The following is a 25,495-nucleotide window of genomic DNA, read 5'->3' on the forward strand; positions in this document are numbered from 1 at the left end:
AAACCGATCACTTCATCTCACTCCTTGGAACCCCCCGGTTCACTTCCTTGGTTCAATTCAACCCCAAACGGTTGAACTTTGCAGCGAGCAACCGCCACAAAGCCGCTCAATACCTGCGTTTGTGACATGGTTCAATAATTGGTTCAATAGATTCAACGCCAGGTTTTCAACCAACAACAGCGGACAAATTTTAAATAGCTGGTATGCTTATTGAGTTGCTTTTTTTCTATATTCTTGAATTGATCAACCATCCCGGCGGGGGCCTCATGACTTTTCTGATAGATCCCATCTCGTAGTCCATTGTCGACTTAAAACAGTTGTAGTTAAAAGCCAGTCTTCTGCACCAGGTACGAATGAAGTGATGCCGATCAGTAGCATGTTGATTTAAGCTTTAGCAATTCATCGTCCAGTCCGTACCGAACCACCTCGATGCGCTCGCATCGCTGTGAGACAAAATCACCGCTCATCACAGGAATTTGGAATGGAAAGAACGCCGGGTTGTTTTGGAGCATCCCCAATGTGCCCTTGGCATCCGGGTTGGCCTGTAAAGCAGATTCAAAAATCAGAATGGCCGCGTTAGCATCGGTGATGTTTATGGATGTGGCTTTTTCATAACACCCCTTGGATTCGGAATCTTTCAGAACTCCCCATGCAACAAAGGACCGTATCACATAACGTGTATAGCGGCTAACGGTCTGCCGATCGCCATATTGCTCTTTTAAACGGCCGGTGATCTGTATCTGGGTCACCTGGTCTTGAAGTGCCAGCAAGCGACCAGTCTGTCTGGCGACATTCAACCAGAACGGATAGACGGCCGAAACCATCCCCCAATGAACCGGCAGACTCATGGACGGATTATCACGAAGAATCGCCAGTGAAGCATCCCGAAAAGGAAGCAGTTCTGAATCAGGAGAGACCCAGATCTTCATCAGATTGTTGACGACAAAGGTCCGGGTCTGATCACTTCGTTCGCCTTCGGAGCCGTTGCCTTTTCGATCCGCGAGGAACTCATGCAGCTCCTGGCGGATGGTTTTGGCGTCGAGTCCCGCCAGCAGCAGATTGGCTGCTTTCTGCATCCACTCGAAACGAATCGCCTGCTTGATGCCAATGGCTTCGTGTCTTTTGCCCATCACCGTGTCCTCCTTTCAAACTTCACAAGGGGCACGATGACTTCTTCGATGGCTACACCGCCGTGACCTACGATGGCATCTCCCGGGTTCACGAATGCGTCGCGGCCACCGGCCACCAGGGGAAAATAATCTGCGGGCAATCCGACCGGCTGCCACTCGTGGGCAAACGGGAAGGCCCCAGCCACCTGAGCTCGGAGTTCCGGCGTGGGATAGACACGAACACGCTCGCCGCGAGTTTCGGCAATCACACCTTCAGACGGTCGGCCTTTGCCTTCGCATTGGATGTTGCCGTGATCGGCCGTCAGCCAGACCTCATAGCCGTAATCCAGCAGTTGGCCGACCATCGCGGAAAGAAATCCTGCATGGCACCACTGCTTGATCTGGTTGTGCATCCCGGCCGAACCGAGTTGCATGCCGTGCATGATTTTGTCCACTTTATCCACGACCAGCCCCACCACCTTGGTCTTCCCGGGGTGGATTGCGGAGTCGAGGACGCCCGCAGCATCGCCGTCGCCAAGGCCGCGCTGGTAGGCGACATCGAGCCGGGACAGGCCATGGCCTTCCCAGAACTGTTTCCAGAGTTTCTCTTCGCTGTTGGTCGAGTTGATGGATGACGGGAAATAGAGCGGCGGCTTGCCCGAGAAGATCGATTGCCGCGATACCGAGGTCAGCGTCGGAACCCAGGCGAAGGTCGCGGATTCGCGCATGACCAGATTGGCATCCTGTTTTTGCAGAAGCTGGCGGATGGTCACCCACTGATCCAGGGCCAGACCATCAACCACGATCAACGCGGCACGGCTATTGCCGGAGTCCTCGATATCCCGGGCCAGGCGGCGCGGCACATGGTGCAGCATGGCCGGATTCGTCGGCGGCAAGTTGATCAAGCTGGAATAGTGGTCGGCCAACCAACCCAAAAAAAGATTGTTGATTTTCGATTGCAGATTTTTGAATTGAAGGAGGTTGTCACTCGCCCCTCGTCCCTCACCCCTCGCGACTGAACTTGACAGTTCGGCCCATTTCAATGCAAAGGCGGTCCAGTCCGAGTAACGCGCTTCCGCAGTGGGCAGTTCCTTCTCGACAAGGCCAAACAAGCGAGAGATCCGTAGCTCGTCATCGTCCACGCCGGACGTGGCGATGCCGCTTCGAACCCAGGACCCGGCATCCACTTCAATGCCTTTGGCCTCGACAGGGGTGAGTTTCCCCTCCAGGAACAGGTTGTCGATGTAGACCTTGATGTCCTGATGGTCGAACGGCAGGCGATCAGGGCCGGGATACTTGAGGCCGTATTGATGCTCGCCATCCATGGCTCGCACCGCAAGGGCATCGCTACGCGATGTCCCAATGGGCTGTCCTGCCCATTGGTCCGGCGAATCCTCCCGTACCTGATGAGCGCTGCCGAGCCTGGAAAGAAATAGCGGCCAGCGTTCCTGCAAAAAGGCGAAGAACGCCTCATCGTCCGGAACGATTTCAGAGAGCGGCCAGGCTTTGAAATCAGGGGTGAGGGACGAGGGGCGAGGGGCGATTTGGAGCGATTGAATCAGGCGGTCTGCCAAAATTTGAGGCAGTTTAATTTTCCCATAGTGCAGGCGCAGCAATGCGCGAAGCAGCTCCACCTCGCCCCCAATTAGTTCCGCCGCAATGCCGAACACATGACGGAGAATGAAATCCTTGGTGGCGTTGTCGCCCATGCGATCCGGCGGCGACTTTCGCTGGGCCTCAAAAAGCGAATCCAGCAAGCTCCGGTCGAGCTTTTCAATGACCGGGTAGCTCAGATTGGGAAAGAGATCCCCCAGGTTGAACGACAGCTTCCGGCCCGCCTGGAGCAGGTCGTATGGCAGCGACTCCAGCTCAGCATCCTGCAAGCGGAGGACCACCACCAGATCGGTGTGCTCACCCCTGTCCCAGATCGAACGGTACTTGGATTCATAGGCGTATCTGAATTCGACCGGATCACTAAACTCGATCAGGTCAAACCCGCGCCCGCGAAGCTCCAATGCCAGCTTCTCCTCGGTCAGCAGACAATCCGGGTCCGCGACCAGGGTCAGCTTGCTGACGTTGGGCACAAAGTCGTTCAGGATGGCGTCTCGCCAACTACTCATTGAGCGCCTCCCTTGATAATCCGCAGCATCAGCAGCGGCCGGATTTCCGGTACGATCTGCCTTGCTGATTGCAGTTCGTGCCGCCACTCGGATTCGTCCGCATCGCAACGGGACAACCTGAATTGCCGTACCTCCGGCAATCCAACCCGTTCGATGGCCTTGCGGCGCGAGGCAAAGGAGACGATTCCGCGTTCCTCCTCGCGAGCCACAGAGGCGAGATGCGCCTGCTGTAATGCGTCGAACAGCTCCTGTCCGGCCTGTTCGGCAGCAAACTGCAAGCTCTCATGGGCGGTAATGGATTCATCCTGGCCGAGGGTGGTCTGCACTTGGGCTTCCGCTGTCTGCAGCGCATCCCAGATATGCCGGGCCGTGGGCAGAAACAGTTTGCCTTCCTCGCTCAGGAACACACTGACATATCCCCGCCGCACCATGGGAATGCGCAGGAGTTGTGTCTTCTGGTGCATCCCGGCCTGAAGGCGGATCTCAAAGAGTCCCCAGAGTCCGGAGATGCTGGCTGGCAACCCGCTCACGCTTACGCATGGCAATGGCTGGCCAGCCGCGATCTGCGGCAGGTTCAGGGCAAGCCCACGGACACGACTGTTTTCAAGGTTGAGCAAGGTTGCGTCGGTCAGGCGATCCGCTTCCCGGGCGTTGAACACGGCCTTGCGATGTTCCTGGCCGTCCGGCCAATTCAGATCCCACCAGGAGCGCTTGCGGCTGGCCGCGCCGCCGTGAGAGTTGAGATAGCCGACCGTCATCCGTTCCACCCAGTGAGGCAGCGGATGGGAACGCAGACGCTCAGCCGCCTGCACATCCGGCTCTTCGGAGATGCCATAGATGGCGGAGGCCTCGCGCACCTGCTGAATTTCATCGCGAAGCCGGGCCACCGTGTGATCGACGGAGGTTTCGATCCCGTCAGGATTGATGATGGCCGAGGCGAACACATCCTCGAACAGCTCACCGGCCTGGGCGGAATCGAGTACGTCGCCGGTCTTGTCGATGCCGAACTCGTCGAAGATCACCGAGAGCTTCTGCTCCAGCACTTCGCGGACCCGGAACTCGACTGAATCCTCAAATACGAAATTGATCGCCTGTACGGTTTTGGGCTGGCCGATACGGTCCACGCGACCGATACGCTGCTCCAGCCGCATCGGGTTCCAAGGGATGTCGTAGTTGATGATGACGTGGGCGAACTGCAGGTTCAGACCCTCACCACCCGCATCGGTGGAGACCAATACGCGGTGCGATTTGCGGAAGGCATCCTGGGCTGCCCCACGTTCCTCCATGGCCATGGAGCCGTTCAGGGTGACCACCGAGATTCCCCGGGCTTCCAGAAACTCCTTCAGCATCTGCTGGGTCGGCACGAACTCGGTGAAGATCAGCACCTTCAGATCCGGTTCGTTTTCCTCGGCTTGCAGCTTGTAGATCCACTCGATCAGAGCCTCGGCCTTGGCATCCGGTCCAGCCTGTTCACAACGGACCGCCGCGTCGAGCAAAACTTCAACCTCGGATTTTTCGTTTCGCAAGGCTTCAAGCTGTAACGCTAGTTCAAGCTGTTCCTGTCCATCAAGATCTTCCCAATCCTCGGTTGAAAGGGACGAGTGGTCAGGGGCGAGGGACGAGTCAAAATCTGACAGTCTCGCCCCTAATCCCTCGCCACTCGCCCCTAAAAAAGCGAGTCGCCGTTCCAGCGTGGTGCGGATCGCCCGGGTGCTGGAGACCACCAGGCGCTGCATCAGGATCATCAGGAAGCCGATGTGGCGCTTCTTCTCGCGCAGGGCCTGGTTGTAGCCCTCGCGCACATAGTCGGTCACTGCCTCGTAGAGGAGTTGCTGCAGGTGATGACGGCTCTCCCAGGCCACCGGGGCCATCTGCGTGCGCCGGGGTTTGAAGAGCGGCTTGCCGTCGGCATCGATGGCCTTGCGCTTCTCGGTACGAATGACATACGGTGCCACCCGCTCACGGGAAACACTGTCCATATCCGGAAAGGCGTCATCATCCAGCAGGTTCATCAGGCGATGAAAGGCATCGGTCTTCCCCTGGTGGGGAGTCGCCGAAAGGAGCAGCACATAGGGCGCAGCCTCCGCCAGCCCCTTGCCGAGCTTGTAGCGGGCGACCTGATCGGTGCTGCCGCCCAGGCGGTGCGCTTCGTCCACCACCACCAGATCCCAACCAGCGGTGATCAGATCTTCGAACCGGCTGCGGTTGTATTCGGCAACGCGCTCAGCAGTCCAGCCACGCCGCTTGTCCATGGGCTTGACCGAATCCAGGGAAACGATGACCTGATCGAACATCGACCAGGCTGATTTCCGCTGGTCCGCACCTGTAGCCAGGCGCTGCAAGGTGCCGATGTCGTCGCCCAGCACGAGCTGGAACTGCTCGTTGAAGTGGGTCTGCATTTCGGCCACCCACTGGGTAGCGATGCCTTTGGGAGAGACGACCAGGATTCGCCGAACCAGCCCGCGCAGCTTGAGCTCGCGCATGACCAGCCCGGCCTCGATGGTCTTGCCTAGACCCACCTCGTCGGCCAGCAGATAGCGCACGCGGTCGCCGGAGATGGCCCGGGACAAGGCGTGGATCTGGTGCGGCAGCGGGATGACGTTGGACTCCATGGGAGCCAGCAATACATGGCCGTCCGTGGCGCTGGTGGAGCCTTCGAGCACCTCGGCCACCTTGGCTGCAGCCGCCACATAGGCAATGCGTCCAGCCTCGATCTCCGGCTGCAGGTCGGCATTCAGCGGTCGCAAAGCGGAGCGGGACACACGCACCACCGCGTCCTGGTTCGGCAACCAGACACGGCAAACCGTCTGCCCCCACAAGGTCTGTTCTTCGATGACCTTGCAGGCGCTGTTATGAACGGTGCTGTATTGCCAAACATCCTGCATCGGCATCATCCCGGAATTGAAAAATCGTTGTGATAAACCACGGACGCCAACTCGACTGTCCCGTCGGCGCACTCCCAGTAATGAAGATGGAATTCCCTATCGATATCTCGACGTTGCGCCTTATCAGAGCCACGCATTCTTTGCGGGTCATTTCCGCCTGGCCCTGTCCGAAGAGCGTGTACGGCGGGAAGATTGTGTCCTTTGATAGTCTCAATGATTGATCGGAGAATCTTGGGCGGCACGGAGTCCCCTTGGTCGGCGCAAACCTGCTGGCACAACTCCCGGAATCTGGACCCAATGGCTGGAACAACCACGCCGCTCCAGTCAGGGGAATCACCTTGCGCAATCGCATTTTTGAACAGAGCGATTCGGACGGCGAGATCAATTCCAAGGTCGTCAGACGCGCCAACCAGAATGGCGGATTCATCGAGACAATCGATCAGCCCTCGAAAATCGTCACAGACCAACACATCGCCTTCAAAGAACTCGGGCGGGCATGGCAAGACAGGGATATCGTCTCTGGAATGTTCGAGCTCGTGAATATGGGCTCTTACCTGAATTACCTGTTTGGGCGCTTCTCTTAGTATGAGCGAATGGCCACCAAGAGGTTGGGAGCAGTGCTTGCGTAGGACGGCGATCAACGTGATGCATCGGGCAAGATCGGACTGGAGGCCGTCATGAGTTGTCAGCCGAATAACATCCGGATCTGTTTCCAGATGTTCTGACAAGACATCTTTGACCCGATAGTAGGTTTCAAAGGATGGAGTGATCGCCAGAAGCTGGTTGGCAATTCTCGCAACCGTATTGACGTCGTATTCTACTATGCCGTGGGCATTAAACAGTTCTCTGAGTTGATCCCTCAGTGGATACAATCCATCGGCAAAAAGGGACTCTGAAGCCCGCTCGCTCATGTAAATGGCTACCCAGGGCTCATCAAGCAACTTGCTCCAGTCCAGTAGCGTGTCCACGTATTGGAAAGCATCATCCTTGGCGCAATCAACATGGGGCACAGCGAGCACGCCTGCGTCAATTGTTACGCTGGGCAGGCTATGCATCTTTATTCCTCCGGCTTGCTTTGCGCTTCATCGCCGCAGCTCTAAGGATTTCCTCGGCCTGCTGTTGGGACTGATCAAAGAACCCTTCCGGCCAGTCTGAGATGGCTCCGTACTCGTTTATCACCACCTCTCGGAAAGCTGAACCCTGTGACGGCTTTTCCACGAAGTAAATCTTGGTCTGACTGTTCAGCTCCTTCTCGGGTGTTGCCGCTGCAATTCGGAAGCGAAGGCGGTCGATGAAATACTCGCTGTGGGTTTCAACAATGCATTGCTTATTGCACAGCGCCATCGAAAGGAAAAAGTCGCCGAGCAGGGTCTGTACCTTCGGATGAAGGTGCAACTCCGGCTGTTCAAAAACGAGTGTAGAGTCCGTGTCGGCGAGAAGGCACATGACGAGGATCGGCAGGACCTGGCTGACGCCTACACCCACATGCGTGAGGTCATGCGTGCTATCCGAATTGGAAAGCCCCACCTTCAGCTCGTGCCCCAATTTGCCCTGGTCTCGGCTTTTGACTGAGCTGGCGACTCCCAGATATTGGAGCCAATCGATAACCGCCGCTTCGAGTGTCCGGGTAACTGTTTTGCGGTCAATTACCGGGTCTTTGAAATTTGCCGACGGGATGTAGCGGATCTTCTTGCTCTTGTGCAGTTCAAGAATGGAAGCTGTGTGTTCTCCGCGTAAGCCTACGTCATGTGGGTCCGCTGCTGGCGCGAGCGGATACAGCGGTTTTGGAGCATCCCTTAATGGGCCGAGGTATTTCAAAGACGAGGCGAAGAAATTATCCAGATACCAGGTAGCTTCCGTTATCAAGCGAGGTGGCCTGGCTTGGACAAAGGCATGGGTCTCGGGCTTCTCTGCCGTTGATACCTTCATGGCTTGGTGGATGCGGTCAAAAAGATCCTCGCGCTCACGCAGGACCTGCTGAACCTTCAGGTGCTCGTCGCGTGGGAGGCTGCGTAACCTTTCATACCAAGACCTGAATGAAAGTGTATCGGCCTCGGAACCGAATAGTGATTCTTGCCGATACTTGTCCTTAAAAGTCTGATCAAATTCGATTGTGCCTTCGAGGACTTCGCGCAACACCGCAATGATCTCTTCAGAAAGAAGAATTTCCCTTCCCATGGTGCGCCGTACGCCAATGGCACGACGGCCATCATCCTGAAGAGCCATGACGATGGCGTTTGCGTCCTCTTCGATGGTATCGATAGCGTAAACAATTCTCTCGGGAAGGAAGTGTCGAAGCATGCAGCCGATTGGCTTGGCCGAGCGAAAGTCATCCTTCACCTCAGCCATGGAATCATCGTCCAGTTCAACAGCGTAAGCCAAACTGGCGCGTAGCTGATCGTCAAGTTCACTGGCGGTGTCAGCACCTTCAATTTCGGAGATGGCCTTAGTGGAATGATGGATCGATATATCGGCTTTCTGATCCACGTTGTCCTCGTCTCTAGATATGCAGGACAACTGCGTGGCAAAAAGCCGAGGTTGGATTTGGAACAAATCACGCTGGGAGCTTGAAGCATCAGCATCAAAGGAAATCTCACAAGCGATTTCCTGAAGCTGATTGGAGCGCGGTCCATAGTAAACAGCACCACGGGGTGCGAACTGAGACCGCCTGCCTATTGCAGCATCCTGATCCGGAAGTGGCCGACAGGTACATTTGATGGTGATCTGATCCGAGGCACCACCGTTGGATTTTAGGTCGTCAAACTGGCCCAAGCTCGTGAGAGCACCATTCAATACGACAGATCTTGATCCCACTTTATGGGCCAAAGTCTGTGCTACGAGAAGGACGGATTGGATGAATGTGCTCTTCCCGCTGCTGTTTGCGCCAGCGAAGATCGTAAGTGGGCCGAGGTCCAGCTCGGTCTCCTCACGAATCGATTTAAAGTTGAAGACCTTCCATTTGGTGATCATGGGCTATTCCCCTCCCATCCGTGTTACTGCCTGGTCGTACCACATGAGCAGTTTGGGATCTTCTTCCAGGACGTTGTTGGGGATCTTGTCGGCCACGGCGACGATGACGGAGTAATCACGCTCTTGCCAGGCTTTCTTGAATCCGGCGCGGACAGCTTCCAGGCGGAAGACCTTGAGCTTCTTCTTGACCTCTTTGTATTCCTCGAATTCCTTGAGCAGTGCCTTCTCGCGCAGCTTCTCCAGGTCGCCCGCCTTGTTGGGATCGGGCACGTACCAGCGGTCGCGGGCTTTGGTCACCAGCGCCGGGTCATCCTTGGGTAGGTTGCGCAGTTCCTTCCAGTTGGTGGAGAGGTAGGCGTGGATCTGCTCGGGCACAGGGCCTTTACCGTCGTAACGTAGAAAGTTTTGCTCAAGCAGAGTTGAAAGCTCTAGGGATGATTCGTTTTTATTCCAGGCGCGTTGGGTTTCCTGAATGAATTGATGATAGAGATCTTGATAACTTTGTGGTTTTTCCCTAAGCAATGCCCTTAACCATTGAATAGAACTTGCTTCATCAGAAACGAAGAGCGAGGCCTGTACAATTCGGCCGATAGACATTTTCTTTCTGTCGTGCTCTGCAGATTGCTCTGGCAAAAAATACATGCCGTCACGCTCGATGAAACGCTGCGCTAATCCAATTTGAAATTCGTTACTAGATATTGGAACGGGATAACCTTTTCGTACAAAATAGGCGATCATTTGGTCGAACAAGATTCTTGGGTCTCTTTCTGGTATGAATTGAAGAGCGTTCCCCTGAACCTTTACTGTCGGCAAGTAGCTAAGATGGGTTCGTACGAAATCCCATACTCCTTCCTCTGTCTGCACTTCATGTTCGAACCTCTGCTCGAACCCCCCGTTTGGCTTGTATGCTGAAATAACCAGGTCTTGTTTTACTGCTGTTGGACTGGTAACCGACTGAAAACTTCGTTGTTTTTTATCAAGTGCGGCCACGTTACCAATTACAAACCCAACCTCCTGCAGGGTGGTCTGAATGGTGTTCCAAACGGACGCCTGGGAGTTTGAAAACTCCACAGTTATCCAGCGCCCTGGCTTCAGCACCCGATAATATTCTAAAAAGCAGTCTCGCATTAAACTCTGATAGTCAGTGAGAGCTTTCTGCCTGACTTTATCAACAATCGCTTCAGGTTTTGTGTTTGTAAATACGCGATACCAAGATTCAACAAAGAAGTTGAGGTCAGAGTAATAGATATTTTCGCCGAATGGTGGATCTGTGAAGATGTAGTCTTGGCTGTTTGGCGGCAATATGGATGCACTAGTAGAAGCTGTTTGAACTGGGTTGTAGTTATTGCTTCGGAAATTTGATAGCGCAGCGACGATTCTTTTCAACTTATTGGAATATGCCGGAAATACAGATGGTTCGCTGACCATAGACGGGACATAAAAAACCCCAGTAAGAGGATTGTATGGGAACGAAACTTCAGGCCGGTAACGATTGCGGATAGAAAGATTGACCAGATGGCTGTCGAGCCAGAACTGCAGAAGTGACTTAACGTTGGAGCGTTGTAGCGAATTTACCTTTCGCCAAAACAATCCAAGAACATAAGCAGGTCTTGAAAGGAAGAAGTGGTGAGTGTGTGTAACGCCAGATCCTTGCATCCTGCCAACACGCATCATCTGCATGTCTGGGATTTCTGTGGAAGGAACCTCTTCAGGTAAAGGGAGATCCTCTATTTTTCTGGATAGCTCAATATCGTTAGAATCTGGTAGCTTTTCGTATCTTTTCTTTCCGACGGAATAATTGACGAGAACTGGCACTCGCTTAGGCCTCTTGACTATTTGCTGAAGCCTAACATCGAATATGCTCTCGTAAACAATATCAAGCCGTCCCTTTTTCAGTTCAGAGCTACAATGAGGGCATGAAAAATTTTCGCGAACCTTCTTGGTGTCCTTGTCATGAGCAACATCATAGAAGACGAATTCATGCCCGCATTCACTACATAGATTTACTTCACTCCACACAACATAGTTGATAACACCTGTGCTCTTTCCATCGGTATGAGTTGTTTTGTACATCCACTCGCATTCATTTTCGACCTCTGCCAATATCCTATTGGCTTCTTTTTGAAAACGCTGGATATCAATATTTGTATTGTAGTTTGAGGCAATAAATGTAGCGGCTGGTGATAAGTCGTTCAAGATTGCATGGCGCACACCGATTCTTGAAAAAGGCTTCCAAACATTCTTTCCATTTTCATCAATTTCTTCCCTTAGGATTTGTCCGTCGGATTTGACCTGATAACCGAGAGACATGACCACTTCGCGGTCACCACACATTTGTGCGGCCACTCCTGTCATTCCAGTTCCGGCAAAACCATCGAACACTATATCCCCCGGTTGAGTGTAATGCAGGAGATAACGCATGATGGCTTTGTAAGGAACTTTAGTATGATAAGAATGTGCATTGTATATCGGATCTTGCTTCCCTTCGCTCACATCCGCTGCAAATGGCTCACGATGATAGTGTTTGTCTTTCGGTTGCTCAGGCTTCTGAGCCTCCCATTCTGCGATAAAGTCGGCGATCCACGGGTTCGGGCAGGCGGTGTAATACGGCGGATCGCTCAGGTTTAGGATGTCCTCATCGCTGCCGATGGGAAAGCCTTCGATCTTGCGGAACTCCGGGTCCTGCAGCTTTTTGCGCAGCTCCTCGGTAAAGTGGGCGCGGCGGGCCTCATCGTTCTCGAACGTCATGCCGAGACAAGTCTCCGGGGCGACGTTGGCAACCCAATCCTCTTCAAACAGCTTCCCTGAGCCCTCTTTGGCCGGAACGTATTTCGACTTGAACATGCTTTCCTGCTTCATTAGGTTTTCTCCAAAAGGTCTCGACCTTTGTCTGTCGTTCGATATTGCTGCATTCGACTGCGCGGTTTATCCGGAATCGTACGGACAAGTAGCTCTTCTTCGAGAAGGTAATCCAAGTAGTTTCGCTGAAAGGTTTCTCGGTGCTTGATGCCGACAACCTCTTGGATCTCTGCGCTTTTTTTGGGATCAATGCATGCATTTAACACATCAACCACCCAACTCTCAACTTGTCCGGCGACTTGTCCGGCGACTTGTCCGGCGACTTGTCCGGTTGGCTCCCGGCGCTGTTGATCTCTGCCTGTACGATCCAGTTGCATTCGAATTGGCTCAGCCAATGCGTAAGACTCATCATCCAACGCAGTCAGCAATTGCTGCTGGCTCAAGTAGGCTAGAGCCTGGTGGGCTGTCCTCAGGTTCCCCCCTGTCACCGTACCGGCATCAATCACGGAAACTTGATGCTTCTCTGCCGCCAATGCCAGTACGTCAGCTTGATCCGGAGAAAGGGTAACGCCGAGGTTGGCCTGAAATCGCTTCATGGTTTCGGTGATCAGTGGCTCTTGGCTCAGAATCAGTTCAAAGGATTTGCCTGCCTTATCGTTATGAATCTGGGGAGGCCTGCGACCTAACTCATGCCAATTGCGAAAGATCGCACGAATGCCTGTGCCGGCCTGGTCACTGAGCCCAATACGGCGAAATGCATTGACAATCAGTGGATTGCGGATCTCTTTTTCGTTGGATTCGAGTAGCTGAGCAGGGGTGGCGAAAGCATCCCCCGGGTTCCAGAACTGGATTCGGTCGGTAAACCACTTCAGTGACGCTTTTCGGTTATGGTCGCCATAGTCCTGGTGGATGAGCAGGTTGATCGCTGCTTCGCGAAAGGCAATGTAGTCAGGCGGGTCATCCGACCTGCGCATCGTGGCCGGGTCAACTTTAAAGGGATGCTCGGCAATACGCGAATATTTGGCGACCAGACCTCGCCAGGCTTTAAACAGGTTTTCTTCAAAAACCATCCGATCATGCCAGCGTTCGTCTGCTGACCACTGCTCAAAACGGGTATCGATCCGCTGGTAGTCGAGAACTGGACGTGGCAAGAGACTGCGAACAGAGCGATCTTGACCAAATAGCAAGACAGCTGCACGGGTCAGAATCGGCTGGCCGTTTTTGTGAACAATAAAATTCCACTCCTGCAAAAACTCTATCGGGTCATCTATCTGGCGTTGCTCTGGATTTCGCCGAAAAAACTGAGCTTGGTACCATCCAAGAGTTTCGGCGTCGATATTGTTATCAACATCAAGTCCAGGCAGACCTTCACCGTCCCAGGCGTTTTGTGCCGCATCACGGAAATAGCGTTGTAATTCAGCGTTGGTCATCCGTTCATCACGGGCGGCTCGGCGGATGTAGCTGTCGCGGGGGTTCCCGTTCAGGTAAATCGGTTTTTGGTGCCGATCGCTTTCCGGGATAAAAAAAGCCAGGATGCGCTTATCATCAATTTCGTGAACGTGGGGCTCTGCATAAAGGATCTGATTGAATTTCTGCCCACTTCTCAAGGTTGTCAAAAAGGCACTATGGACCTGATCAAAGGCGTCTCGATCAACACCGCTAATCTTGAGCCCACCTTTTTCTTCCGATACACCGAACAACAACCATCCGCCAGCAGTATTGGCGAAAGCACACACTGTTGAGTAGGCATCTTTAGGAACATCCCGGCGCGCTTTTTTGCACTCGAAGTCGGTCCATTCATAACCCTTGAGGCGGGCAATTAACTCGTCTCTCGTCATGGTCACTCCAGAACGATCCGCACCTTGGCCGGATCCTTGCCCTTGGTGAGTTGATCGATGTACTCCTCAAAGCGTTTCTTCATCTCCGCCGGGGTTGCCGGGCCGTCGGTGACTTGCAGGGCCTGTTGTAGCTCCTGCGCCTTGACGGTGACCTTGACCAGGCCGGAGAGCACTTCCTTCAGGGCGTGAACGAAGTTGCTGTCCAGCGGCATCGGTAGTTCCTTTGACTTGATGAAGGCTTCCAGCGGTTCACGGTCATCGATCTTCAGCAGATCCATGTTGGCCTGGGTGATCGGGTCCTCCAGGTTGGAAAGCAACGCCTTGGTCCAGTTTTCCAGCATACGGTCAAGTTCGTCATCCAGCGTGTTGAGCATGGCGGAGGCATTGCTCGTCCCTAACCCCTCGCCCCTCGTCCCTGTTTCGTCTGGCCGGAACCCGCAATGCGGGCAAATGGGCGAGGCGTCGAGGTTTTGCTCGGTCAGGGCGAAGCAGCTTTTCAGTCCGGCCAGGCGGTTCTGGTAATCGGTGAGCTGCTGCCGGGGCATCAGGTCGATACCGGCCAATTTGAGCAGGGTTTGCAGCCGCTGGTCGTTGAGCAGTCCCGCCTTGCGCTTGTCGTCGTTCACGCCCAGCCGGGCCTTGGTGTGAAGGCCGATGTAGGCGACGGTGTAATCCTTCTTCAGCTTTTGCAGCTTGGCCCCGATGGACTGGGACTGGCTGGCCAGCTCGGTCAGGTCGGCCTGCTTGAGGGCATCCAGCACGTCCTGCCGGGTGGTCTTCATGCGATCCACCCAGTCATGGTCGGCGGGCAGCACCGCTTCGGCGGTAGAGAGCCAGGACGCCGTCGGGCTGTGGTCCATGATGAACTCGCGCAGGGCGTCCAGCTCATCCAGGGCCTTCACGGCCTTTTCGTGGGCCAGCACTTCGGGAGCGTTGTAGCGGAAGTTTTTCAGCTTACCCGGCGAGGAGTAGGCCTGCAGCGATTCAAAGAAGCCCTTGGCCTCGTCCAGCCCGCTGGCCTGGCTGGCCAGGTCGGTGCCTGCGAGCAGATCCAGGCCCCAGAAGGAGAGCCCTTCGCGCAGGGTCTGCTGGGTCATGACGATGCGCTTGACGATCTTGCCCACCGCTTGTTGCAGGTTCTGCACCGGCTCGTCCTTGCCCTGAGTGACGAGCTGGGCCATGCCCGGCGTCATGCCGAGCAGTTCGAACAGCGCTTTGAGCGCGGGCAGGTTCCATTCCTTGGGCTGCTCCAGGTGCTTGAAGCGGACCAGCTCGTCCATGCCGGTCGCGGCAAGCTGCTGTAGCCCGGTGGCGTCAAACTTTTTGCCCGGAATGGCGAGCACGATGTCGCCGGAATAGACCAGCGAAGCCAGGATGACCGCCACCCATTCCGGCTCAAGCCGACCACCGCCGGGGTTCATGTATTCCAGCCCGTGGTCGTCCTGGATGATCTCGCTGCGGTTGACTACCTGGCCGTGCCCCTTGGCCTTGACGGTATCGAGAATGAACTTGGTGTACTTCGACTTGTAGGGGTCGATCTTCTCGCCGTCGAGCAGCTCCAGGGCGTCCAGCACGGCGGTGGCCTGCTTGGTGCGGTTCTGCCCGGCGATGGCTCGCAGGGCGTCCTGCGCTGCCTGGGCGCGGTTGTTGCCGGTGATCAGGACCGAGAAGAACGGGTAGTCCGGGGCCTGGTTCTCGAAGTTCGGTGCCAGGCAGACACCGGCGATGGTGTTCACCAAGTCGCGGAAGTTGATAGTCTCGTGAGGCGACAGGCCCGACAGGTCGCGGATGGATTTGCCCTTGGCCCATTCGGTCATGGACTTGGCACGGCCCTGATAGGTGACCTCGAAGGCATCGCTCATGTGCTTCTGCAGCCACTGGACCAGCTTCTTCAGGAAGCCGTTGGCCTTCGATTCATAGGTGGCCTTGGCATGGCCCGACGAGGTGGCTGCAAGATCCAGCGCGGCCGCATAGGATTTCAAGCTGTGCATGAAATCATCAGGGGTTGGGGACGAGGGATTAGGGGCGAGAGAACCGCTCTCTTTGCTCGCCCCTCGCCCCTCGTCTCTCGCCCCTTTCAGATTCAGTTTCAGGAACACTTCGTCAGAGTTCTTCTCATCTTTAAATCTTGGACAATCAAACGGCGGCAAGAAGTAGAGGTAAAAGTCCCGCTGCGGCACGGCGGTGGAACGCTCGTTCGGTGCCCCGAAAAAGAGGTAGCCGGAGCGGGCTGCCTTGTGCTCCTGCCAGACCAGTTCGTGCTGCCAGATTTTGTAGCCGGTCACATAGGTGGCGTCCTGGCATTCCATGACCCGCTTGAGCGCCTCGTAATAGAAGCGGTCGAGCTGAGCCTGGCCCAGGCTTTCGGCCCGCTTGTCGATCAGGGCGTCGAAGTCGTCGGTCTTCTTCAGGTCGAGATAGAACTGGCGGTTGTCAGCATTAAAGGAGATGAACTGGCCGCTGACTGTCTTGTGGATCTCGCGCAGGACCGTTTCCACATGGGTCTGGAGATCCTTGTCGGGTTCGTCGCTACCCAGCTCGGCGATCAGCGGATCAAACAGGCAGAGACGGTCGCGCAGTTCCTCGGCGGATGCGCCCATGGGGGCATAGATGTCGCCAGTGGTAAGGCGGTGGACGGACAGAGCATGGATCAGGCGTAGCGCCATCGGCTTGTATTGTTTGCGGGTGATGGCGTTCTCGATGCGGGATTCCAGAACCTGGCTGCAATCAATGACTGCCCGGATTTCGGGAATGGCGCGGAACGAAGCGTTCTGCTTGAGGGTACCCCAATAGCTGTCGAAGGCAATCAACCCTGGCGGGTTGATTGCCAGGGGCGAGGGGTTAGGGGCGAGGGACGAGTCCATTTCCGGAACATCGTGGTTGAGGATGGCCTTCATCACATTGGAAAGCGTTTTGAGCACCTCGCGTTTTTCCACCACGGTGACCCGCTCGAAGGTGTCGATGTAATCGGGATGCACCGGGAAAAGGCGGACAAACTCGTCCATTCGCTCGTTGAGCCCGCCGTAGTATTTGGCAAAAGGCATCAGGTAGTCGCGGATCTTGGCCTGCTGCTCGGCGGTCTTCTTGAGTAGGCGCTCGGCCACGACAAATTTCACGTCGCTGCGGGCGATAAGGATCTGCTCGAAGCGGTCCTTCACCCGGCGGATGCTGTCGGCGACAAAAGCGAAGCGCGGGCTGTCGAAAATGGCTTCCTGGACACCGGCCATGAAGCGGAAGCGCAGGTCCTTGCAGACCTCGCCGACCTCGCGGAGGAAGTTGAGGTCGAGGATCAGCTCCTGGTCCTTGCGGGTGCGCAGGTAGTCGAGCAGCTCATCGACCACCAGCAGCAGACCATGCTCGGGGAAGACCTCGCCGAACTTGGCCATCATGTCTTCGAAGGCCCGTTTGTGGCTGGAGATGGTGCCCGCCTCGGGGAAGACATATTCCACGCCGAGTTTTTCGAGATGCTCTTCCAGTTCGGCCACCAGGATGTCGCGCAGGGACATGGTGGTGGCTCCGATCTCGGTACGGATAACCTTGAAACGCCCGGCGATCTGAGAGGCTGCGTCGCGGACACCTTCGCTTTTCAGCCCTTCCAGCAGGGAGGCATCTGCGGCAAGGCTGGAGACCACCGACATCAAGTGCGACTTACCGGTGCCGTAATTACCGACCACCAGCAGCCCCTTGTTATCCACCGGCTGGTCGAACTGCATTTGAGGAATGACAAGCTGCGTGAGCCGTTCCGCCATTTCCTCGGAAATGACATAGGTGTTCACCAGGTGCTGCGCTGCGCTCGATTTGTCCGCGTCACGCAACTGAACGACCGACTCAATCGGGTCGAATTGGATAAGGTCTCCGTATTTCATGAAAGCTCCGCTTTAGGGGCGAGGGACGAGGGGTTAGTGGCGAGTTTGCTCATCAGACTGTTGGTCATTTTGTTGATTTCCACTTGCAAGCTCAGGATTGGCGAAAGCTGATTCGCAGACAGGTAGCCAAGTCGTTGGGCAATGAGTAATTGAGTCTCAACCTCTGCCAATGAGCCCCTTGCGATTGACAGGAATCGATGGAATTCTTGTGTTGAGCTTCTTGCATGGCCTTCAGCAATGTTTGATGGGATCGAAACAGCGGCTCGTCGAAGCTGATTCGTCAAGCCGTACAATTCTTCCTTTGGAAATGCCCTAGTCACCTGATAAATCATCGCAACCAAATCCATCGCCTTTTGCCAGACAATCAAATCCTTATAACTCTGCACGCTCATATCTCGCCCCTCGCCCCTAAATCCTCGCCCCTCGCCCCTAAATCCTCGCCCCTCGCCCCTAAATCCTCGCCCCTTATTTCAACAATCAGCGCATCGACCGAGTCATAGCTGCGGTACTCGGGATGGCCGGTTTCGGCGTACAAAAGCCTCCCGGAGGACATGGTCCCGTTCCACGAAGCCACCACGGCCCGATTTCTCGAAATGGACTGCAGCAGGCGCAAGGGGTCCTGCTGGAGATCCTTGTCGAAAAGGATCTCGAGATTATCCAGCACCACGGGTGCTTGAGCCTGGTCCGCGATCTGATCGAGGATGCCCGGTAGCCGAAGCGACCGCTGCTTTGCCGTCAGCTCAAGCAGTTCGCCTGAAAGCGCCAGATTGACGTTGACGACGGACGAGCCGAATTCCTCGGCAATATCCCGAAGAACGCCGGTCTTGCCGGAACCGGTCTCACCCACCAGCAGTACCAGGCGGTGATATAAGCCTTCGGCTGCCTGGAGGGATCGTTTTATCTTGTCGTGAATCGGCTCGGCCATGGTCGCTCCTTATTGCTCGGTGTCCGGCTTATCGGATTTGTCGGCCGCACCGCCGGACTCAACCCAGGCGTCAACCTGACTTGTTTTAAATTTCCAAAGGCGTCCCATGCGATAAGCCGGCATCCCCTGCTTGATCCATTTATAAACCGTGTCGCTACTGACCCCAAGGTGTTCGCAGATCTCATGAATCGACAACCAGCGATCTTGCGCATTGGTCATTTTTTGTGCTCCGAAAAAATGTGGAGAGCAGAAATGCTCTTCCTAGCAGTCTGTCGGACTTTTCGTCCGAAAAATGTTAAACTCGCCGGGTCTTATTAATCCCCGCGAAGGTGAAATTTCCATGAGTCATACGTTCCGCCAACTTGATCGCGACACCCTGTTCCTGTTGCCACCGTCCATGCATGATTGGCTTCCGGAAGGACACCTTGCCCGGTTTGTTGTCGAGATCGTCGGACAGCTTGATCTGACCGCGATCAAATCCGCCTATGCGGGCCGAGGCTCCAGAGCTCACCATCCGGAGATGCTGTTGGCACTGTTGTTTTACGGTTATGCCACCGGCGTGTTCTCCAGCCGCAAGCTGGAGCAGGCGACCTATGATTCGGTGGCCTTTCGTTACATCGCCGCCAACGAACACCCCGATCATGATACCATCGCCAGCTTCCGCAAACGGTTTCTCCCTGAGTTGAGTTCACTCTTTGTCCAGGTTCTGCTAATTGCCCAGCAGATGGGTTGCCTGAAACTGGGCAAAGTCAGTCTCGATGGTACCAAGATCAAGGCCAATGCCTCCAAGCACCGGGCGCTGAGTTGGAAGTACGCCAACCAGCTTGAAGCACAGCTCAAGGCCGAGGTGACCGACCTGCTACGTCAGGCAGAAGACGCCGACAACAGCGAACGGCCTGATGGCCTGGACATTCCCGCCGAACTGGCACGCCGCGAGAAACGCCTGGAGGCGATCGCCCGGGCCAAGGCGGAGATTGAACACCGGGGAAAGGAGCGCTATGCCGAAGAACAGGCTGAGTACGAAGAAAAACTTGCCAAGCGTAAGGCCAAAGAGCAGAAGACCGGCAAGAAGGCCCGGGGCAAACAGCCCAAGCCGCCCGAGCCGGGACCGAAAGACAAAGATCAAGTCAACCTCACCGACGATGAATCGCGGATCATGCCGATCAATGGCGGTGGCTTTGATCAGTGCTATAACGCCCAGGCCAGTGTCGACCTGGAAACGATGCTGATCGTTGGTCAACACCTCACCCAGAACCCCAATGACAAGCAGGAACTCGACCCGGCCCTTGAGCTCCTCAAAACGTTACCGCAGTCCCTGGGGACGGTGGATACCTTGCTGGCCGATGCCGGTTACTTCAGCGAAGCCAACGTTGAGAGCTGTCAGGAAGAGACAATTCTCCCCTTTATCAGCGCTCATCGCGACAAGCACAACCCAAATCTCAAAGAACGTTTTTCCGAACCTGAACCTTTAGCCGAAGGTGCTGATTGCGTCGAAGCAATGAAGCATCGGTTACAGACTCAGGACGGCCGGGCCCTTTACGCAAAACGAAAATGCACGGTCGAGCCGGTGTTCGGCATCATCAAGGCCATCATGGGCTTCCGCCAGTTCCTGTTGCGCGGGGTGGAGTCCGTCCGCGGTGAGTGGAATCTGGTCTGCATGGCCTGGAATCTGAAACGGTTACATGTCCTGGCGGCCTAAAACGGCCCAGAACCTTTGTTTTTGTCTTCAAATAACGAATCAGCAGCCAACTGGAGCCGACGACTCAGATGCTTTGGCTGATTTTTTTCAACACATGCCCTCCGGAGCCGAATAGTTGTGGTCTGTCAACTCCAAGCCCGACAGACTGCTAGAAGGCGGGTAAAAATGAAGAGGCCCCTCCCACCATAAAATAATGTCAAGGATGTAATATTTGAAGGCAAAGGTCAAACGATATTAGCCGATATGGACCGATTCTGAAGGTAGAAATATTTTTGAATTGTAGTGTTTCATGCACATGACTTTTACTCTTGATCAGCAGCACAGCACACCCCAGACTTTTCATTCAGACCAACAAATGTGTGGGTTGAAAAATACCGTACCGAATGCACGACTGTTTGCGAGACTGCAAAGCGGAAGGGCAAGCTGGCTCAAAAAGGCCAGGTGGGAAGTCTGTCACCAGAAAGTCCTCAGATGATTACGGCAACATAAAAGAAATACTTAAAGCGACCATTATGTTCTTGATTCAGCCCAAAAGTTGATTCCCTTGCCATGGAAGGTTTTCCACTTTTCCCACATTGAAAAGTGGCGCGTCATTGGCGGCTTTGGCAAAGATCTTGGTTGGCTTGGCAACGTCGGTGCTTCAGGGATGTTCCGCCAGATTCTTGCGGGTGACGACAGAAAGCAGTTGAGGCCAATTGTGCGCGCGCTCAATGCAGCCTCGGAACTCAACCCGCCTATTTCGTGGAAGGAACTTGAAGGGGTACTCGATGACCTGGTGGCGGGAGGGTTCACGATGAAAATATGGGGGAGGCTTCTTTGCCTTTCACGACCGAACCTCTACTGCACTGTCTCATCAAATTCGGTACGCTCCAGCCTCTCCGATACGCTCAACCTTCCCCAGGTAGCTTTCGAAAAGAAAGAGGGGAAAAGAGGGTCGGACCAACCCAACTACCTGACATCCTTAACCTTTGTGCTCAAAAATATGTGTTTTTCTCTACTATGGGCTGATTTTGGGCTGGAAAATCCTCGCCATAGCCCTCTTCAGATTCACGCAAAACACAACAATCTCCGTTCGCGATGATGGCGCGGCTTTTTCCTCGTACACCAAGCAGACGTTGGGTTTTCAGGACAAACTCTTCACTTCCGACCGCAAGGCTTCTGGTCCAAGCCTCATCGCGCTGCAGGGCATTAGTGCGCAACGCTTCGCCCACCCAAGATCCATGATAATCGGCCAGCGCTTGCAGAGTGCTCAGACCGGCAGCGTCAACCAGCGCATCAAGATCAAGGAGCCGATTACGCCGCCGCTGACCCTGAATTTCACGGTAACCGCCATGAACCCACTCTTGCGGATGACTGACGACACCAGCGCGGACCATGTTCAGATCGATGTACACCAGGCAGCGCAGTAAATGCTCACCGGATTCTATGGCGGTGGCATGATACCGATCTTCCCAGAAAGCGCCTTTGCGTTGCTTGCGCTGGTTATATTCCTGTCCTGTGCGGCCGGCGATCAGTTGCATGGCTGAAGGGATGCTGCCGGCGGAGCCATGGTCTTTGACCAGAAGGTGCACATGATTGCTGGTCACCGTGAAGTTGAGAAGTTTCATTCCAAAGCGTTTGCGGGCTTCGCCGAGCCAGAAAACAAAGCGGCTGCGGTCGCGGGCGAATTTAAGAAGGAATTCCTTTTTGTGACAACGATGGGTGATATGCCAGATGCAGCCTGGGATGTAATGCCGATTGGCTCTTGCCATGGGTTCCCCTCCCCGAAGGATTTCATGTCAATACAGCTAAAGAGTTCCATTTTGCCCTCAAAAATCGAGCTATAGTGGGATTTTTGGAGGTGTTAATTTGATTTTTCGACATTATTCCAGAGAGTTATCTTGGTCCGACCCCATGGGAACCCATGATTTTTCGACATTATTCCAGAGAGTTATCTTGGTCCGACCCCATGGGAACCCATGTTTTGTGACAACGATGGGTGATATGCCAGATGCAGCCTGGGATGTAATGCCGATTGGCTCTTGCCATGGGTTCCCCTCCCCGAAGGATTTCATGTCAATACAGCTAAAGAGTTCCATTTTGCCCTCAAAAATCGAGCTATAGTGGGATTTTTGGAGGTGTTAATTTGATTTTTCGACATTATTCCAGAGAGTTATCTTGGTCCGACCCCATGGGAAACCCCACAGCGTCAAGCAGGTGCGCGAGGATCTTGCGAACCAGAGACAGCCGCAGGACAGGCTGCCGAGTTGCCCAGGGGGAAGCCGCAACCGGGGGCGGCGATGAAGATCTGGATTGATGCCGACGCCTGTCCGCGCGTGATCAAGGAAATCGTTTTCCGGGCATCCAAGAGGGTGCAGGTTCCGGTGTGCCTGGTGGCCAACACCGACCTGTCAAGATCGCATACGGCGCTGATCTCATCTGTTCGAGTGGCTGGTGACGATGATGCCGCCGACGATTATATCGTCGAACACGCAGCGGCCACCGATCTCGTGATCACAGCGGATATCCCCCTGGCGGCACGAATTGTCGCACAAAACGGGATTGCCATCGATCCGCGGGGGGAGATTTATTCGGAGGACAATATCGGCGAGCGCCTCTCTACACGCGATCTGCTGCATCAGTTGCGTGAAACCGGGTTGGTTCAGGGTGGCCCGGGGCGTATGGGCGCGACGGATCGTCAGAAGTTTGCATCCGCTTTCGACCGGCTTTTGACGCAGCGGATGATCTCCAAACGCTAAAAAAGACAGGCCGGATTTCCTCGAGGAAATCCGGCCTGTCTTTTTTTATATCAATGGTGGGGGCGGTCGGAGTCGAACCGACATGGACTTGCGTCCGCTGGATTTTGAGTCCAGTGCGTCTACCAGTTTCACCACGCCCCCTTTGGGACAAAAGCGAGGGAATTATAGTGGGAAGTTCTGCTCGGGTCAACAGTCTTATTGCATTTGCCGGTCAATGGTTCTCTGCAGCTGTTGCAGCAATGATTGCCAGAGCCTTCCGCCGCCAACGGTCTGATTTTCTACCTGGGTGACAGGGAGCACATCAATGAGCGAATTGGTCAGAAAAATCTCGTCTGCTGTCCACAGGTCTTTTCTACGGATCGTTTCTTCGCGGCATTCGAGGTCAAGGTCGGCGGCGGCATTCATGATCTGGCGGCGCATGACACCAGGCAGCACAAGTTCTCCTGCAGGAGGTGTGATCAGTGATTTGCCGCAGACGATGAACAGGTTGGAGGTTGACCCTTCAATAACCTCATCATCCTCAGTAACAAACAGCGCCTCGCGGGCCCCTTGTTTGCGGGCATGAGCCATTGCGTACAGGCAATCGGCGTAGTTGCCGTGTTTGAGCTGTGGAAGATGGGAGAGGGGGTTGACGCGACGGTTGGGGGCGAATACACAATGAGCGCCCTGCAGCCGCTCGGCCGCATCGGGTTCTTCGGTCGGGGTGGCGATCAGAACAAAGCGTCCGGCTTTGGCCGGTGGAAATTCAAGCCCGGTGAAGCTGCCGCGGGTCAGGGTCAGGCGCAACCGCGACACCGGGCGGTTCATGCGTTGCGCGGTGCGCTCGAGGGCGCTCTCGATGCGTTTCCGATCAAACGGGAATCCAAGCAGGTCGGCGGAAAGTTCAAGGCGATCAAGATGCTCTGCGGAAAAAAGAATCTTTTTCTCCCGTGCCTTGAATGTCTCGAACAACGTATCCCCGTAAAGGAAACTGCCGTCGGTGACGGGAATACGGGCCTCGCCCGGTTCAAGGAACCCACCATCAATATTGACGATCATCGAGATACCTCCAGAGCCTGGCGCAGGGCAGCCCCTTTGGCCAGGCATTCGTGCCATGCGTGTTCCGGATCTGAACCCGCGACGATACTGGCGCCGGCCCGATAGGTCAACAGGCAGCCGCATTTTAATATGATCGGATACATAGATACAGTCTTTATGGTGGCCGTTTTCAAAACAGGAGCTGTGCGCATCAGACCAAGAGACTGATCAGCGACAACAGGGCTGCGGCCATCAGGAAGGGATCGCAGCTGTGCCATTTGCCAAGGCAGATTTTAAGCAGAACAAACGAGACGAAGCCGAAGGCAAGCCCGGTGGCGATAGAGTAGGTCAGCGGCATCAGGATCAGGGTCAGGAAAGCCGGCAGGCTTTCCTCGAAGTCATAAAAGTCGATCTGCCCGATCCCGCGCATCATGAACAGGCCCACCGCCATAAGGGCGGGAGCGGTAGCATAAGAGGGAACTGCAGCGATTAAAGGAGTGAAAAATGCCGCGAGAAAAAAGAGAAGGGCAGTGAAGACCGAAGTCAAGCCGGTTCGCCCGCCATCGGCCACGCCACTTGCCGATTCGACATAGGCGGTGGTTGTGCTGGTGCCGAGCAGGGCGCCGCCCACCGTGGCCAGAGCATCGGCGGTCAGCATGCGGGAAAGGCCGGGAATTCGACCTTCACGGTCGGAGAGGCCCGCCTCGCGGCAAACCGCCAGCATGGTTCCCAGGCTGTCGAACAGGTCGACGAACATGAAGGAGAAGATGCTGGCCCACAGGGAAATCTTCATCGCTCCCCAGATATCCAGGGAAAACGCCAGGGGCGTTATCGACGGGGGAGGCGCAACGATGCTTTCGGGAAATGGGGTCAGTCCAAAGAGCATGCCCGCTACAGCCGTACCGAGAATGGCGATGAGGATCGAACCTCGCACATGTAGTCGCTCCAGAAGCGCGATGCCCAAAAGCCCGCCAAGTCCCAGAAGCACTTCCGGCGTCAGTGAGCCCAGTTGCACCAGGACAGCCTCGCTCTGGACCACCAGACCGAGGTTCTGCATCCCGATAAATGCGATAAAGAGGCCGATCCCCACAGATGTGGCAAGTCGCAGCGAGGCCGGGATGGCTTGCACCAGGCGCTCTCGCACGCCGAGAAGTGTCAGCACCAGAAAGAAGGCTCCGGAGAGAAAAACAACACCCAGTGCCGTTTGCCACGGCAGGCCTTCCCCAAGAACCAGGGTGTAGGCGAAAAAAGCGTTGAGACCCATACCAGGCGCCATCATCAATGGGACGTTGGCCCACAGAGCAATCAGCAGGGTGGCCAGAGCGGCAACAAGACAGGTTACCGTGGTCAGGGCGGCCCGGTCCATGCCGGTTTCGCCAAGGATCGCCGGGTTGACGAAAACGATATAGGCTCCCGTCAGGAAGGTGGTGGCGCCGGCAATTGCCTCGGTTCGCAGGTTGCTGCCTCGGCTGTGCAGATGAAAAAATTTCTCAAGCATGAAAAGTCCATGTTGAAGGGGCCGAAATCAA

16 protein-coding genes and 1 tRNA gene are annotated in these 25,495 nt (G+C 55.2%); 2 read left to right on the forward strand and 15 right to left on the reverse strand.

Annotation, left to right across the window (positions count from 1 at the left end):
- Positions 1–368: 368 nt before the first annotated feature.
- From GSUB_RS04330 to GSUB_RS04380, 11 genes are read right to left on the reverse strand one after another with little or no spacing between them, the layout of a single operon-like run.
- Positions 369–1,130 carry a hypothetical protein gene (locus GSUB_RS04330; RefSeq protein WP_040199359.1) on the reverse strand — a complete coding sequence of 254 codons (762 nt, stop codon included), beginning with the start codon at positions 1,128–1,130 and terminating at the stop codon, positions 369–371.
- Positions 1,130–3,229, reverse strand: coding sequence for a BREX-3 system phosphatase PglZ (gene pglZ, locus GSUB_RS04335; RefSeq protein ID WP_040199360.1), 2,100 nt, complete (start codon positions 3,227–3,229; stop codon positions 1,130–1,132). Before pglZ ends, GSUB_RS04330 begins: the two co-directional genes overlap by 1 nt.
- Entirely contained in the window at positions 3,226–6,114 is a 2,889-nt protein-coding gene (locus GSUB_RS04340) for a DEAD/DEAH box helicase (protein WP_040199361.1), read from the reverse strand. Before GSUB_RS04340 ends, pglZ begins: the two co-directional genes overlap by 4 nt.
- Positions 6,115–6,119: 5 nt before the next feature.
- The gene (locus GSUB_RS04345) at positions 6,120–7,169 is read right to left on the reverse strand and encodes a hypothetical protein (protein ID WP_040199362.1); all 1,050 of its coding nucleotides are present in this window, start codon (positions 7,167–7,169) and stop codon (positions 6,120–6,122) included.
- Positions 7,162–9,084, reverse strand: a complete 1,923-nt coding sequence (locus GSUB_RS04350; protein WP_040199363.1) for an AAA family ATPase — start codon at positions 9,082–9,084, stop codon at positions 7,162–7,164. The genes GSUB_RS04345 and GSUB_RS04350 overlap by 8 nt, the downstream gene beginning before the upstream one ends.
- A gap of 3 nt (positions 9,085–9,087) precedes the next feature.
- Positions 9,088–11,943 carry a DNA methyltransferase gene (locus GSUB_RS04355; RefSeq protein ID WP_040199364.1) on the reverse strand — a complete coding sequence of 952 codons (2,856 nt, stop codon included), beginning with the start codon at positions 11,941–11,943 and terminating at the stop codon, positions 9,088–9,090.
- A complete protein-coding gene (locus tag GSUB_RS04360) occupies positions 11,943–13,721 on the reverse strand; it encodes an RNA/DNA-binding domain-containing protein (RefSeq protein ID WP_040199366.1) in 1,779 nt (592 codons plus the stop codon). The genes GSUB_RS04355 and GSUB_RS04360 overlap by 1 nt, the downstream gene beginning before the upstream one ends.
- A 2-nt stretch (positions 13,722–13,723) precedes the next feature.
- Positions 13,724–17,587 (reverse strand): DUF6079 family protein, encoded by a 3,864-nt coding sequence (locus GSUB_RS04365; protein WP_040199369.1) that lies wholly within the window; start codon positions 17,585–17,587, stop codon positions 13,724–13,726.
- Positions 17,584–17,979 (reverse strand): four helix bundle protein, encoded by a 396-nt coding sequence (locus tag GSUB_RS04370; protein WP_052464533.1) that lies wholly within the window; start codon positions 17,977–17,979, stop codon positions 17,584–17,586. Before GSUB_RS04370 ends, GSUB_RS04365 begins: the two co-directional genes overlap by 4 nt.
- Positions 17,976–18,512 carry a BREX-3 system P-loop-containing protein BrxF gene (gene brxF / locus GSUB_RS04375; protein ID WP_235269906.1) on the reverse strand — a complete coding sequence of 179 codons (537 nt, stop codon included), beginning with the start codon at positions 18,510–18,512 and terminating at the stop codon, positions 17,976–17,978. The genes GSUB_RS04370 and brxF overlap by 4 nt, the downstream gene beginning before the upstream one ends.
- A 9-nt stretch (positions 18,513–18,521) precedes the next feature.
- A complete protein-coding gene (locus GSUB_RS04380) occupies positions 18,522–18,731 on the reverse strand; it encodes a helix-turn-helix domain-containing protein (protein ID WP_040199371.1) in 210 nt (69 codons plus the stop codon).
- A gap of 121 nt (positions 18,732–18,852) precedes the next feature.
- Here GSUB_RS04380 and GSUB_RS04385 point away from each other — a divergent pair, with 121 nt between their 5' ends.
- Positions 18,853–20,211 (forward strand): IS1182 family transposase, encoded by a 1,359-nt coding sequence (locus GSUB_RS04385; RefSeq protein WP_040199373.1) that lies wholly within the window; start codon positions 18,853–18,855, stop codon positions 20,209–20,211.
- A gap of 974 nt (positions 20,212–21,185) precedes the next feature.
- Here the strand turns inward: GSUB_RS04385 and GSUB_RS04390 are convergent.
- The gene (locus GSUB_RS04390) at positions 21,186–21,962 is read right to left on the reverse strand and encodes a transposase (RefSeq protein WP_040199375.1); all 777 of its coding nucleotides are present in this window, start codon (positions 21,960–21,962) and stop codon (positions 21,186–21,188) included.
- Between the two features lie 528 nt (positions 21,963–22,490).
- Between GSUB_RS04390 and GSUB_RS04395 the strand changes: the two genes are divergently transcribed.
- A complete protein-coding gene (locus GSUB_RS04395; RefSeq protein ID WP_040199377.1) occupies positions 22,491–22,949 on the forward strand; it encodes a YaiI/YqxD family protein in 459 nt (152 codons plus the stop codon).
- Positions 22,950–23,003: 54 nt separating this feature from the next.
- On the opposite strand, the gene GSUB_RS04400 is transcribed toward GSUB_RS04395, so the two are convergent.
- The 3 genes from GSUB_RS04400 to GSUB_RS04410 form a co-directional block, all read right to left on the reverse strand.
- Positions 23,004–23,090, reverse strand: a tRNA-Leu gene (locus GSUB_RS04400).
- Between the two features lie 54 nt (positions 23,091–23,144).
- Positions 23,145–23,987, reverse strand: a complete 843-nt coding sequence (locus GSUB_RS04405) for an aminotransferase class IV (protein WP_040199378.1) — start codon at positions 23,985–23,987, stop codon at positions 23,145–23,147.
- Positions 23,988–24,177: 190 nt separating this feature from the next.
- Entirely contained in the window at positions 24,178–25,464 is a 1,287-nt protein-coding gene (locus tag GSUB_RS04410) for an NCS2 family permease (RefSeq protein WP_040199380.1), read from the reverse strand.
- Between the last annotated feature and the right edge of the window lie 31 nt (positions 25,465–25,495).

Source organism: Geoalkalibacter subterraneus, assembly GCF_000827125.1.
GTDB classification, from domain to species: Bacteria; Desulfobacterota; Desulfuromonadia; order Desulfuromonadales; family Geoalkalibacteraceae; genus Geoalkalibacter_A; species Geoalkalibacter_A subterraneus.